This is a genomic window from Candidatus Hydrogenedens sp., assembly GCA_035378955.1.
Taxonomy (GTDB): Bacteria; Hydrogenedentota; Hydrogenedentia; order Hydrogenedentales; family Hydrogenedentaceae; genus Hydrogenedens.
This window is the reverse complement of the sequence record DAOSUS010000006.1, coordinates 78,954-93,245: the sequence shown is the minus strand read 5'-3', so window position 1 is coordinate 93,245 and position 14,292 is coordinate 78,954. Positions and strand designations below refer to the sequence as shown.

Genomic DNA, 14,292 nt, shown 5'->3' with positions numbered 1-14,292 from the left:
TAAAACGAGACCCACAATATTATAACAAATCTGAAATCTTTGTGGCGTCAAAACAGTTCTTCAGAAGATTTACTATCTGAAGCTATTATAACAAATCTGAAATCTTTGTGGCGTCAGCCTATAAGGGCTTTAAATTTGGGTTTGCCTGCATAATTAATGTTTTTGAAAAATTTAACTATCATGTCCTTCTCTCTCACAAATTATATTTCTATCCAAAACTTTCAATCTTTTTTATCTTCAAAATCTTAATGTATCCTTGTCTACTCAGAAAAATACCGTGAGTAGGGAGATTGTTCCCTACTCACAGTATTCTTTAATTTGTAGTGTTTAATTATGTATATCTACTGTCCAATCTGCTATTGGTTTCCGCCTTGGTTCCCTTGATTTGGATTTCCTTCATGCTGATTTTGGCGTATTCTGCCGAATAGTTCTTCTAATCGCTCTCTGATTCGCTCACGAATCTGGTGGGCAACATTGCCTTTTTCTACCACATTTACTTTCACATTTTTTGTAATGTCATCTGCGGTCTTAATTTCAATCAGTGAATCTAATGGCAACGCTGTTTCCGATGTCTCTAACACAGAGGTCGAAACTTTCACTTCTACAGAAACCCGATCCCAGGGACCTGCACTTGACCCTTGAACTGGCGATACCGTAACCCAGTTATCTTTTGGAACTACGGTAAAATCTATTTTCCCGCCAAAGGGGAACCTATCCCATACACGAATATTTTTTGCTTTTTGCTCCTGAACATCCTGTTTGGTAAAAGTCACCGTTCGTGGCGAAACGCCTATTTGCAATGAGGCTATCCATTTGCCAAGAGGACCCGCATTTGCCATGGCTTTGGTCAAATCCCCTGAGGGAGAACACCCTGAAACCACTACAATCAGGGAAGCAACCAGAATTGCGGATAATGTTTTGTTTAGCATAGTACAATCTCCTTATGTTATTTGTTTTGTTGAACTTTTTGTTGTTTAACTTACCCTACTTCTTTCTATATATTCATACAATACAAATAAAAAAACATTACAGATTTTTTTACGATTTATTGTTTAAAAAAACGGGATTATAAAATTAGTTGATGATTTACAGGACATAAGAGCAGATTTATATCTTCTTTTCCCAATCAAACGATTTTTCCATCAAAAAGCATTTCTACTAACAGAAAAAAATCTAATATGGGAAGCATAAAAGTCTGTTCCTTACAAACAAATAGATTATTCCCAAAGTCTCTTTTTATAATAAACATCACTTTATTATAATTAACGATGAAAATTATCACTTACCTATTAGGAAACAATTATGAAGCGATATCATCCCAAATCGGTTCGACGGTGGATACTGGAAAAATTATACGAACGGTATCTTGAAAATCCCACAGAAATGCTCGGTCCTGAAGACTTTTTAGAATCGGGGAAGATTGATAAAAAACAATTAGCCGCAAATATTCATTATCTATACGACCGAGATTTCGTAGAATTAATTACAGGATATAATCCTCCTCTTTTTGTTGCGACCCGAATTACTCCCAAAGGAATTGACCTGATAGAGGATTCACGAGAATTTGACCGCCTTTTTCCACCATTCCCCGAAGGGATAGAAGAAGAAACCGCAGAGATTTTGGAAACGATAGAACAATTAGTTATAGAAGCCGATTTGACACCGCTGGATGGAGAAGTGCGTAAAAGCCTTCAGCGGGACATTCAATACTTACGCGACGAGTTATCCCGTCCGGCACGATACTGGCGACATCATGTTATCAACCAGATATTACAATGGATAGAAGAAAGCACCCAAACCCTCGACAAAAACGAATACATGCAGTCACTATATCCATTAAAAAAACAAGTGGAAGAGTTATTTACTTCCGAAAAGAATATTTAAAAATATATTTTGAAATTAGAAAAAAGTAATTTGTGAACGAAATCATGATAAAATAAACTTCAAATTTCATTAACAAACAAATTCCAGAGACAACACCATGGAACTGAAAAAAGATATAGAAATAAGTATAGTGGTGCCGGTGTATAATGAGGAAGAAAATATTGGAGGGGTGCTTGATGAAATTATCGAAGTAATGAACTGTTATGGTCGGGGATATGAAATAATTGTGGTTGATGATGGGAGCACGGATAAAACCTTTGAGATTTTGAAGCAATATCATAGCAAGCATGATAATATTCAGGTAGTCCGTTTGACCCGCAATTTTGGTCAACATCCCGCGGTATATGCAGGGTTTTCTTATGCTCGGGGAACTATTTTTTTATCTATGGATGGTGATGGTCAAAATCTTCCTGAAGAAATTCCCAATTTAATCAAAGCCCTTGAAGAAGGAGATTTTGATTTTGTTCAAGGCTGGAGAACAGAGCGACAGGATAGTTTTTTGCGGAGGTTCTTTTCTCAATTTGTTAATCGTTTTATTTCCAAAGCGACAGGTTCGGAATTAAAGGATGCGGGCTGTGGCATGGCGGCATACAGTCACAATGCAGTAAATCGTTTACTTCAAGCAACCCATCATGCAAGATATATTCCTGCTGAAATCAGTTGGATGGGGCTAAAAATTAAATCTCATCCCATCAAGCATAGAAAACGGGAAAAGGGGAAAAGCAGGTATCGGATTTGGTCGCTATTCTGGATTAATTTTGATATTATAGCCAGCATAAGCACTGTCCCAGTGGAAGCGATTGGGTTTGTGGGTATGTTGTTTTCTGCATTAGGTTTTTTGCTGGGCTTTTTTATTTTTTTCCGTTCGCTGTTGTTTAATAAGAGTCCCGATTCTCTTATGATTATGACTTCCTTACTTTTAATTTTTGTCGGAATACAGATATTGTGTATAAGCGTATTGTGTGCCTATGTCAGCAGGGCATATCGAGAGGTTCAACATCGTCCTTATTTTATTGTCAGGGAGACACTCACAGATGAGCACCATCCACATTCGACCGATTGAGGCTATTTCGGATAACGATTTATTAAGACTTGCAGAGTGTCAAAATTTTTATCCTTACGATTATATTCGTGGAATAGATAAATCGGCATATATTTCTTATATCTACTCCGATATACAAAGTCTAATAAAGCGAGATACCGTTTCCATTTTTTGTGCCTTTGATAGCACCGATAAAGTCTGTGGTTTCATTCTTGCCGAACAACTACATTGGGATAGTGAAATTTTTGGTTTCCCCTGCGCCCGTATTCATTATTTATTGGCAGAAGAAAACGAAATCGCTTATTGGATTAAAAAGAACCTTCTGACAGAAGTCGTTCTCTGGGCAAAAGAACACCATGTAAAGTTCATGGATATATATTCCCATCCACTTGATTTCAGCAGAGTAAAAGCGATTGTAGAAAACGGCTTTGATTTAATCGCAACCCATATTCACCATGTATGGGACTTTCGGACGGGTTTTAAATTGGAGCATAAGATTACCGTTCCTATTCGTCCCGCAACAAAGGAAGACATGGATAATTTAGTAAATATTGATTTTTCAATCTTTCCGAGATACAGCCGTTTTTATCTTGATGAAAAATTAATGGCTACGGGTAAGGTTCCCGTAATGTTTAAGCACTGGCTTAAAAATTCCTTACTGGGAATTCGAGCCAAAGGTGTATGGATTGTAGAGATGGATAATCAAATTGTGGGATACATTACAAGTGTAGAAGATGAAAGAACAAAGGACACATTAGGAATACGGATTACAAAAGGGGATATGGTGGGTGTTCTACCTAATGTGCGAAATAAAGGCATTTATACAGATATGGTGGCTACCATGATATATTGGGCTCAAAACTATGGTGCGGATATTCTTGAAGTGGCTATTCATGCGTGCAATGCACCGGCTAATTCACTTACATCCCAATTACAATCCCGTGTTTGCGGCGCTCACTATAATTTCCACTGGCACGCAGAATAATTAAATTTTAATTTTTTCTTTCTATGTTTTGTGTTTCAGGAAAAATCTTTAATGGAATTCTGGCAACCAGGAACCGTGTGCTTCCATCAGGTCATCGCAGAGATGAATAATTTCATCAATGGTTAGTTCTGCGGATGTATGGGGGTCTAACATCGCCGCTTGATAGATATGTTCCTTTTTCCCTTTCAAAACTGCTTCAATCGTCACTTCTTGTACATTGATGTTTGTCCTATTCAAAGCCGCACATTGAACAGGTAAATCCCCTACATAGGTAGGCGTTATCCCACTTCGGTCTGCCACGCACATAACTTCAACACAACACTTATATGGCAGGTTCGTAATTAAACCATAATTCAAAACATTTCCACCGAAAGTAAACGGCTTGCCTGTTTCTATCGCCTCTAAAATATAAGAAGCATATTCATGGGTTCGCTCATGAGACAAAGGCTTATCCAGAGAGGTTAGTTCATCTCGTATGTATTTCCACGCCTCAATTTGAGCCATACAGCGTTTAGGATATTCATCCAGCGGGATATTAAATTCATCAATTAATTGCGGTGCTTTACTTTTAATAAACCATGGCACATATTCCGCATTATGTTCACTCGATTCGGTTACATAATATCCGAACCGTTTCATTATCTCAAACCGAACTGTATCCTTCCAGCGATATTCTGGCAACTCTGCACGACGCTTAATTTCCGTATACAAATCCTCGCCATGCCGTTTCACCTCCAATAACCATGCCTGATGATTTATACCGGCAATTTTCCATTGCAAATCATCATCCGGCAGTTCTAACATCAAACATAATTGCGGTGCACATACCTGAACACTATGACACAAACCAACCGTTCGTACCGAAGTTGCTTTTAAGATAGCCCCGGTAACCATTGCCATCGGATTGGTATAATTCAATAGCAAAGCATCCGGTGCTACCTTCTCTATAATCTCACAATACTTTAACATCACAGGGATAGTGCGTAACGCACGGAAAATGCCCCCAATACCTAAAGTATCGCCAATTGTTTGCCTCAAACCATATTTCTTTGGAATTTCAAAATCAATCACAGTACAGGGCTCATAACCCCCGACCTGTATAGCGTTCACAATATAATTTGCATCCTTAAACGCTTTCTCCGCATCCTCCGCCAGATATGACTCAATTTTCATATCTGCCCCTAATGTTTTATTTAAATTTTTCACCATTCGCTCCGATTCACCTAATCGTTCCGGGTCTATATCCAATAATGCAACCGTTGCGTCCTTTAATGCTTCTACATGCATGCAATCACCTAAAACATTCTTTGCAAAAACAGTGCTTCCCGCACCTAAAAAACAAATCTTACTCATACTCATTTCCTTTTAAAATATTTTAAGAAACAAACAATTCAATAAAAACAATTAGAAGTATATAATTTAAATCTTTTCAATATCTAAGTTCAAAAGAGGAAGAACAGATTTACTGGAAACTCAAAAGTGCTTTGTTTCGTTATAATGACAATCAAGAACCTTATACAAATGAAAAAACCATGGCTAACATGTTAAAATTAAACATTAATAAAAACAAAAAATTACGATAAGGAATATAATTATGAAACTTGCTTTCTTAAAACTTTCTGCTTTGCTGGTTATTATCGTAGGGATAGCACTGGTTGGACAATTTGTTCAGTGCCCTTATGTATGTTCTTACATTGCAAAAACAACAGATGGCTCTCTGGATGCTCTATTTCCGGGTTCTTTCAAATTACTAACAGGGATTGTGTTTATCCTGATAGGTGTTTATTCTTTCCTTCCATCCCTCAAACGGAAAAAGCCTGTTGTCCGCACTATTAAACAAAACCTTGAAAATGGCATTACAGAAATTAATCTTGCAACGGTAGAAAAAGAATGCGAAGCCATGCTTAAAAAAGTTGCCCCATTAAAACAAGTTTCCGTTTCACTCTCGCCAAGTAAAGACCAGAAAAAGGTATGTGTAGAAATTAGCCCTGTTATTGTCTTAACAGAACAACAAAACTTGCCAGACATTCAAGAACTGATAATTCACCGAATTGAAGAATTCCTTAATATCTATTTTGGACTTTCCATTTCAACCCCGGTAACTATTAAATTAGACAATTTCCAGCTAGACGGAGAAAAAATTTATGCATCCTTAGGAAAAACTGCTTTTGATACCATCTCACAAAAATACGAACCTTCAGAAATTAAACCGACACCAGAAGAACCTGTTCAAACGGAACCCCCAGTTCTAACAATTTCCGCGGACGAAAAGTTAATCTCCAATGATTATCTTTCTTGCAAATTAGAGGAACCTCAACAGGAAGAATTAAATCCTCTTCCGACTTTGTCCGAACCGTCTGATGCGGCTGATAAAACCGATTCATCGGATACACCCAACAATACTGATTCCCTCAAATATTAAGGAGTTTTTTCGTGCTTTGCAAGCGTATTATCCCTTGTTTAGATGTGGCTGATGGTCGCGTTGTAAAAGGTGTGAAATTTTTAGGTCTTCGTGATGCTGGAGACCCTGTTGAAATAGCGCGCCGTTACGACGAAGAAGGTGCAGATGAAATCGTATTTTTAGATATTCGGGCATCAACAGATAATCGGAAAACGATGTTGGATGTTGTTCAGAAAACGGCCGAACAGGTATTTATGCCTCTTTGTGTTGGGGGAGGTATTCGCACTCTGGAAGATATTCGACTTCTTCTTAGCGCAGGTGCCGACAAAGTTTCCATAAATACTCCTGCCATTCTTAATCCGAACTTTATCAATGAATCCTCTGCTCGTTTCGGCTCCCAATGTATTGTTATTGCTATTGACGCCAAAAAAGTAGGAAATCGATACATAGTAAAAAGCCATGGTGGCAGAGATGGAGGAAAACCTACCGAATTAGAACCCGTAGCATGGGCTATGGAAGCGGAACGACGCGGCGCTGGAGAGATTTTACTTACTTCTATGGATGCCGATGGAACAAAAGAAGGTTATGATATTGAACTAACCCGTGCAGTAGCAGAAGCCGTTAACATCCCCGTAATTGCCAGTGGTGGAGCTGGAAATTTAGAACATTTGCGTTCCGCCTTACAAGAAGGCAAAGCCGATGCAGCCCTTGCCGCTTCTATCTTTCACTTTGCAGAATACTCCATCCATGAAGCCAAAGAATTTCTTGCAAAGCATGGTGTCCCTGTGCGATTATAATGACATCTAACAAAAAAATAACAGGATGAACTCATGAATAAAAGATTTTTCATATCTGAAAATTTCACAAGCCCACAAGGATTGTGTCTTCATCCTGCCCACATATTTCGATGGTGATACATTAAAATCCCCCTTCTTATATTTCCCAACCTTTTTTAGAAAATATTTACCTTTACAAAATTATTGTAAAATTATAAACCTGTAAAAAAGGAGATTTCCCATGAAACTCAACGATTTAATCAAGTTTGATGACCGTGGACTTATTGCTGCTATTATTCAACATGTTGAAACAGGACAAGTCCTTATGGTTGGATATATGAATGCTGAGTCCTTACAAATTACGCTTAAAGAAAAGATAGCCTGCTTCTGGTCTCGTTCTCGGCAGAAACTTTGGCGAAAAGGGGAAACCTCCGGTAATGTTCTCAAAGTTCGCGAAATACGGATTGACTGCGATGGCGATGCATTATTACTTCGTTGCGACCCAGCAGGACCTACCTGTCATACCAACGAAACAAGCTGCTTTTACCGTAGAGTTGATTTCGATGAAACCATAATTTTAGATGGCGATGGTGTCGCCAAAGAATAAGATAAAAAAGGAGATTTATATGATTTACCCATCCTTTGATGAATTTCGCACAATAGCACGGCAGGGGTCTATTGTGCCGGTATATAAAGAATTATTAGCCGATTTGGAAACCCCTGTAAGTGCTTATTTAAAAATCTCACGAGGGTACCCGTATTCGTTTCTGCTTGAAAGTGTGGAACACGCAGAGGTGCTCGGCAGGTATTCCTTTTTAGGTGCTAATCCATCGGTCATTTTTCAAGCAAGTGGGAATAATATCAGCATCACTCGAAATGGAATTACAGGCTCTTTCACCTCCGACCAGCCTTGGAACGAATTACGGAAACTTATGAAAGAATATACTCCCGTAATAGTACCAGGACTCCCTTCTTTCTTTGGAGGTGCTGTGGGTTATATTTCCTATGATACTATCCGATTTTTTGAAAACATTCCCGATAAGAATCCCGATACTTTAGGTTTACCTGATATTTATTTCATGATTACCGATACCTTACTCATTTTTGACCATTTGAACAACCGTATCATGATTGTTTCCAATGCCCATATTCGTTCAAATGCAGAAAACGCCTATAACGAATCTATCCGCAAAATTGCCGAAATTGAAGCACGACTTCGTGGACCCTTAGCCGTTTCTACGGAACATGTCCACCAGACCAACGGACAAATTGAAATTAAATCCAACTTCTGCAAAGAGGATTTCTGCAAAGCAGTAGCCAAAGCCCGCGAATATATCTGTGCCGGGGATATATTCCAAGTTGTCCTATCTCAGCGTTTTTCAAGGCCTGTCTATACAAGTCCCGTCAACTTATATCGTGCTTTACGACGCATTAATCCTTCCCCTTATATGCTACTTATGCAATTTCCCGAATTAGCCCTCGTTGGTTCCAGTCCTGAAGTTATGACACAGGTAAAGCAACGACGCTGTCTACTTCGTCCTATTGCCGGAACTCGACCTCGTGGGAATACTCCCGAGGATGACTTATCTCTTGAAAGAGAATTAATTGCAGATGAAAAAGAACGGGCGGAGCATATCATGCTGGTTGACCTCGGTAGAAATGATTTAGGTCGTGTTTGTAAAATCGGAACTGTTAAACCCGTTCCAAATCGATTTATGGTTATTGAACGATACTCTCATGTTATGCATATCGTAACTGAAGTGGAAGGAGAACTGCGTCCTGAATGTGATGCCTTTGATGCATTGCAGGCAACTTTCCCTATGGGAACCGTTTCAGGGGCTCCTAAAATTCGGGCTATGGAAATCATTGACGAATTAGAACCTGAACGACGCGGACCTTATGCTGGCGGTGCCGGTTATATCAGTTTCACAGGCGACATGGACACTTGTATCTTAATCCGAACCATGGTAATTAAAGAAGGCGTTGCCTATCTTCAAGCAGGCGCAGGTATCGTTTATGATAGCGACCCCGAACGCGAATACATGGAAACCGTGAACAAAGCCAAAGCATTATTCAAAGCAGTAGAATTTGCAGAGAAAGGATTGGAACTATGATTCTTTTTATTGATAATTATGACTCTTTTACATACAATTTGGTGCAATATTTAGGCGAAATGCACCCGGAAATGAAGGTATATCGGAATGATACCATTACCATCCCGGAGATAGAACAAATCAATCCTGATTACATTGTTATTTCACCCGGACCCTGCACACCTCGCGAAGCAGGTATCTCTGTGGAGGTTATCAAACAATTAGGACATAAATACCCTATTTTAGGGGTCTGCCTTGGACACCAAAGTATTGGCTACGCTTTTGGGGGTGATATTGTCCGTGCAGAACGCATTATGCATGGAAAAATTAGTGAAATCTACCACACCAATGCCCCTTTATTCAAAGGTATTCCCTCTCCTTTTGAAGCAACTCGTTACCATTCTCTTCTCATTAAACGCGATACATGCCCGAAAGTCTTAAAAATTATTGCCGAAACGAAAGAGGGAGAAATCATGGCAGTAGCCCATCAGGAATTGCCTATATGGGGTGTTCAATTTCATCCAGAAAGTATCCTTACAGAATATGGTAAAATCCTATTGCAAAATTTTCTACTATTAGGAAAACAGTATAAAAAAGGAATGGTTGTATGAACCTTTCGGAACGGAAATGGTGTGGATGGGGATTAAAACAATCTCCCGATTTGCTTAAAGACAAACGGAATTCTTTCTGGAATTGGTTACGCGAACTTTCAGGTTTTACTGAGTTGCCTCATACCCTACCTGTGGATATAAATTCCATTTCGTTAAACGAACCTACACTCCCATCTACACTCATATCCGAATTAGAAACAAAAATATCGCAAGGAAAAATAACATCTGAACCTATAGAACGAATTATTCACGCTCGTGGTAAAAGTTATTTAGATACTTTAGCCTTGCGTTCGGGCAACTTACCTGATGTTCCTGATATTGTGATTTATCCCCAAACGAAAGAAGAAGTTATTGAAGTTATCCGATGGGCTTTGTTCAACAATGTGGCTATTATCCCATTTGGTGGAGGCACAAGTGTTGTGGGTGGTGTTAATCCTATAAAAGGACAAAACCATATAGGAATTGCAACTCTCGATTTACGGGAGATGAACCGTCTCATAAACATTGATACAAAATCACGAATCGCCTGTGCAGAAAGTGGAATAGAAGGACCTCATTTAGAGGAACTTTTACAGAAAGAAGGCTTTACTTTAGGGCATTATCCTCAATCGTTTGAATTTTCAACATTAGGGGGGTGGGTATCCGCTCGTGGAGCAGGTCATCAATCCATCCGCTATGGTAAAGCAGAAGATTGGTTTGTAGGTGCTGAAATAATCAGTCCACCCGGACCGTGGAAAACGGAGGCATTCCCGGCTTCCGCAGCAGGACCTCAAATCAAAGACCTTATTCCCGGTTCCGAAGGTACTCTGGGTATCATGACCGATATAGAATTTCGTATCCATCCATTACCTCAAGAAAAATATTACAATGCATACATATTTCCGTCATTTGAAGCGGGCATTGAAGCCAGCAGACAATTGATGCAAACAGATATTCCCCTTGCTATGATACGATTATCCGATGCACAGGAGACATTTTTTTATACAGCGATGCAAATGGGTGGCGGAGACCCATCATCTCTACCTAAATTCTGTCTCATGCTTATTGGACTGGAAGGAGATTCACCTTGTATTACTGCAGGGAGACAGATTATAGAAAGCATATTTGCAAATCATCAGGCAATTTCCCTCGGTGAAGGTATTGCTGACCAATGGTTTCAACAACGCTTCCTTCTTCCCTATCTCCGTGATGAAATGTTAGATTATGGACTGGGTGTAGATACTTTAGAAACTGCAACGCGATGGAATAAGTTGCTTGACCTGCACGAAGCCATACATAAAGCCATTCAAGAAACTATTGAAAACGACCCGGACCAAAAACCTCAATTCCCTATCGTCATGGCACATATAAGTCATGCCTACCTGGATGGAGCAAGCCTTTATTTCACATTCGTATTTCCTCGTTCTCTAAAAGACCCTTCACAACAATGGCATCGAATTAAGAATTCCGCTTCCCATGTTATCCGCTACCATAAAGCTACCATCTCCCATCATCATGGTATTGGCACAGACCATAAACAATGGCTAACTGGGGAAAAATCCGCACTCGCTTATGAACTCCTCCGCCAAATCAAATATCAAATTGACCCCAAAAACATTCTCAATCCCGGAAAGTTGTTTTAATTTTTCAAACAAAAGATTACCTCTTCTAACTGGAAAACAGAGGCAAATAGGTGAGATTTCTTTTTAGCCCTATCTATATCTACTTTGGGGACTATATCTTTCGCAGGAATTACTTCAATAGTTACTGTATCTTTTTCTATCTTCACTTTTAACGACTTCACCGAATTTTGATGTGTATAATCCAATCCATCGGCAATACGAAGTAACGAGGATAAAATAGTTACGACATTCTGTTTTTTAGGACTTAACTTACCAAACAATTTATGTGTCTGTTGCGGGAAAGAACCTCGATGGTATCGGGCAATACATGCAACTATTTTCTTCGTTTTTTTGCTCCATTGCAAATATGGATTATTCATAATAAATTGACAGGAATATTTATTGTGAGAAATACTTTCTACTTCGTATCCAATATCATGCAGTAGGGACGCATATAGAAGATATTTCTTTTCTTTCTTCTTTAGGGAATGCAATGATTTTGTTTGTTTAAATAACTGAATAGCAAGTTTTGCGACCTGTCTACAATGAGGAACTAAAAAACTGTATTCATCAGAATAATATTCAAGAAGATTTTTATATTTTTTGCTATTTATTTTCATAAATTTGTTTTTCCTGTAAGTATTTTAACAGAAAAATTTTCAAAAAGATTTAAAAAAAGAAGGGCGTCATCAGGCTAAGAGCCGAGGAGAGCGATTAGATTCTTAATCGATTTACTTTACTTGGCGGTTTTGAAGGGAAATGATGACGCCCAAAATATGAAGAGAGTTTAAGGGAAGATTTATTTATAGGAAGGGAGGGAAGGAAAAGATATTAGGGAAACTCTTGCTTCATAACCAGAATATTCAATTTTCAAAGAACATGTTCTATATAATTATTACTATTAAAAACAAAAAATGTTACAAAAAAAATTTCAAAATGTTATTTAAAAAGTGTATAATTAAATAAGGAAAATAGAAATATATCAAATGCAAAAAGATTGAACGATGTTTTTATTCGATAAAAAAATATTTTATTTTTTAATAACCTGTGGATTGGGGTTAGCAGTTTGTCTATCAAGTCAAACTTTTTGTAATTATGGAACAGGTGATTTAAACCTTGACGGTAAAATTGACATTTTGGACCTAAATTTACTTCAGCATTCATTACTTCAGAAAAATTCCCTTGCTTCTATAGGCGACCAGAACGGAGATAATAAAGTTGATGTTATAGACTTACAAATTTTATTTAATCGTTTAGAGAAGAAATGGCAGGGAAAAAGGACAGGGGCTCCTATTGCTTTCTTTCAAGGTCATACTCAATCAACATCCAGTCTTTGCAAAAATAACATTTTCAAACCTTATTCGGGTTATGTCAAAGAAACAGAGTATAAAGCCAGTCGTTTATCACCTATCCCAGAGGATAGAGGTCGCAGACTTCAAACAGAACCTTACTTTTTAACAGGCTTTCTCTGTCATGCCCCGCCTATTTGCTAATACAAGTTTTGTCTTTTCTCTTTTATTTTTTTTAGGTATCATAAAATTAGTAATTAATGTTTTTTAGAAGGATTTTCAATATGAAAAACGAATTAAAAATAACCCAACGCAGGGATAAGGATTTATTCCAAAAATTTTTAGTCTTTGCCCTGCTTTTTTTCCCCTTTATATCATGGGGAATAATAGACGCCATACCGGGCGATGTAAATAAAGACGGTGTAATTGATATTTTAGATGTTCAGAATGGGATTAACATAGCCATAGGAATGAGTGAAAATATCCCTATGGCAGATGTTAACCAGAATAACACGGTTGATATCCTTGATATCCAAATATTGATAAATTCCGTATTGGGAACAGGAGGATTGGTTCAAGCTCTGGAGGGACAATTTGCCTCCCCATCTGGCAACGGACAGCAAGGGGAACCTCCATTATTTGTAGCCCTTTCAGAAGATGGTAGGATTATAACTTCAGAGGTATCCCCTAACGGACTGTTCCAGACGCTTCTTCCTGTTGGGACTACATGGGCTTTTGGAATAATTGAGAATTCGGGAAATGGTTTACAAGCCCTTCCTATTCTCGCTCCAACAAGCCGAATAAATTCACTCGCTATTCCATTACTGAAACTATCATCAGGCATACCTCTACGGTTAAGTAACTTAAATTTGCAGCAATCTAACATTGTGCTTCCTGATTTAAGAAACTTATTGGGAAGCATTGCTGAGCCATTGCCTGATACAGATGAAAATGGTAATCAAATTCCGGATATTTATGAACAACTCATTAATGAGATTAAGACCGAACTTCTGTCATTGACTTATTTACAAACACTTGGAATTAATGATACTTTAATTAACAATATGCTCCAAAGTTTAGGAACATGTCTTCAACCGCAAAAAGACATATTGCTTATCCCTTCATTAAATCGGATTGAGATTGATGGCTATCCGGAAATGGTTTCACCATTAATTCAATGCCTACAACAAATGATAAAAACCTCTCTCATCCAATTAGGAGTGCCAGGACCCGAAACTATTACGAACCTTATTATGAGCCAGTTCCAAACGGAACTCCAACAACAAATTATGGCATGGCTGGATAGTTTGCAGGTACCCGAACTTACAGATACAAACCGGAATTACATACCGGATTTCATCGAAAACCAAATTTGTAATGGAAACAATTGCAAATTTGATATGAATAATAATGGTATCCCTGATTTTATCGAAGACAACGATGGGGATGGTATCCCCAATTATTTAGACCCCGATAACCGAACCGAACAGGATTCGGATGGCGATGGTATCCCCAATGAACAGGACATTGACGCAAATGGAAACGGAATACTGGACTACGCAGAAAATCAGAGCAAAGAGTAACTCATGCAAATACAGGATAGTTACAGA

Annotated in this window: 14 protein-coding genes; 11 read left to right on the top strand and 3 right to left on the bottom strand. The window is 38.3% G+C overall.

What is annotated here, in order from left to right; genetic code table 11:
* Positions 1-356: 356 nt before the first annotated feature.
* Positions 357-929 (bottom strand): hypothetical protein, encoded by a 573-nt coding sequence (locus PLA12_02715; GenBank protein HOQ31403.1) that lies wholly within the window; start codon positions 927-929, stop codon positions 357-359.
* A 373-nt stretch (positions 930-1,302) separates the two neighbouring features.
* Between PLA12_02715 and PLA12_02710 the strand changes: the two genes are divergently transcribed.
* The 3 genes from PLA12_02710 to PLA12_02700 all read left to right on the top strand — a co-directional run bounded on the left by PLA12_02710 (position 1,303) and on the right by PLA12_02700 (position 3,911).
* On the top strand, positions 1,303-1,884 hold the full coding sequence (locus PLA12_02710) for a hypothetical protein (protein HOQ31402.1): 582 nt from the start codon (positions 1,303-1,305) through the stop codon (positions 1,882-1,884).
* A gap of 97 nt (positions 1,885-1,981) precedes the next feature.
* A complete protein-coding gene (locus tag PLA12_02705; GenBank protein ID HOQ31401.1) occupies positions 1,982-2,947 on the top strand; it encodes a glycosyltransferase family 2 protein in 966 nt (321 codons plus the stop codon).
* Positions 2,919-3,911 carry a GNAT family N-acetyltransferase gene (locus PLA12_02700; protein ID HOQ31400.1) on the top strand — a complete coding sequence of 331 codons (993 nt, stop codon included), beginning with the start codon at positions 2,919-2,921 and terminating at the stop codon, positions 3,909-3,911. The genes PLA12_02705 and PLA12_02700 overlap by 29 nt, the downstream gene beginning before the upstream one ends.
* A gap of 48 nt (positions 3,912-3,959) precedes the next feature.
* Here the strand turns inward: PLA12_02700 and PLA12_02695 are convergent, their stop codons facing one another.
* On the bottom strand, positions 3,960-5,264 hold the full coding sequence (locus PLA12_02695; protein ID HOQ31399.1) for an alpha-glucosidase/alpha-galactosidase: 1,305 nt from the start codon (positions 5,262-5,264) through the stop codon (positions 3,960-3,962).
* A 241-nt stretch (positions 5,265-5,505) separates the two neighbouring features.
* Between PLA12_02695 and PLA12_02690 the strand changes: the two genes are divergently transcribed.
* The 6 genes from PLA12_02690 (at position 5,506) to PLA12_02665 (ending at position 11,414) form a co-directional block, all read left to right on the top strand.
* Positions 5,506-6,333 (top strand): hypothetical protein, encoded by an 828-nt coding sequence (locus PLA12_02690; protein ID HOQ31398.1) that lies wholly within the window; start codon positions 5,506-5,508, stop codon positions 6,331-6,333.
* Between the two features lie 11 nt (positions 6,334-6,344).
* A complete protein-coding gene (gene hisF, locus PLA12_02685) occupies positions 6,345-7,109 on the top strand; it encodes an imidazole glycerol phosphate synthase subunit HisF (GenBank protein HOQ31397.1) in 765 nt (254 codons plus the stop codon).
* 220 nt (positions 7,110-7,329) lie between these two features.
* Positions 7,330-7,695: a phosphoribosyl-AMP cyclohydrolase gene (gene hisI / locus PLA12_02680; GenBank protein ID HOQ31396.1), complete on the top strand. Its 366-nt coding sequence runs from the start codon at positions 7,330-7,332 to the stop codon at positions 7,693-7,695.
* A gap of 19 nt (positions 7,696-7,714) precedes the next feature.
* On the top strand, positions 7,715-9,202 hold the full coding sequence (gene trpE, locus PLA12_02675; protein HOQ31395.1) for an anthranilate synthase component I: 1,488 nt from the start codon (positions 7,715-7,717) through the stop codon (positions 9,200-9,202).
* Positions 9,199-9,792: an aminodeoxychorismate/anthranilate synthase component II gene (locus PLA12_02670; protein ID HOQ31394.1), complete on the top strand. Its 594-nt coding sequence runs from the start codon at positions 9,199-9,201 to the stop codon at positions 9,790-9,792. Before trpE ends, PLA12_02670 begins: the two co-directional genes overlap by 4 nt.
* Entirely contained in the window at positions 9,789-11,414 is a 1,626-nt protein-coding gene (locus PLA12_02665) for an FAD-binding oxidoreductase (protein ID HOQ31393.1), read from the top strand. The genes PLA12_02670 and PLA12_02665 overlap by 4 nt, the downstream gene beginning before the upstream one ends.
* Here the strand turns inward: PLA12_02665 and PLA12_02660 are convergent.
* Entirely contained in the window at positions 11,411-12,013 is a 603-nt protein-coding gene (locus PLA12_02660; GenBank protein ID HOQ31392.1) for an HD domain-containing protein, read from the bottom strand. The two genes, PLA12_02665 and PLA12_02660, sit on opposite strands and share 4 nt — an antisense overlap.
* 384 nt (positions 12,014-12,397) lie before the next feature.
* Between PLA12_02660 and PLA12_02655 the strand changes: the two genes are divergently transcribed.
* On the top strand, positions 12,398-12,886 hold the full coding sequence (locus tag PLA12_02655) for a dockerin type I repeat-containing protein (protein HOQ31391.1): 489 nt from the start codon (positions 12,398-12,400) through the stop codon (positions 12,884-12,886).
* An 80-nt stretch (positions 12,887-12,966) separates the two neighbouring features.
* Positions 12,967-14,265: a dockerin type I domain-containing protein gene (locus PLA12_02650; GenBank protein ID HOQ31390.1), complete on the top strand. Its 1,299-nt coding sequence runs from the start codon at positions 12,967-12,969 to the stop codon at positions 14,263-14,265.
* The last annotated feature ends 27 nt before the right edge of the window (positions 14,266-14,292 follow it).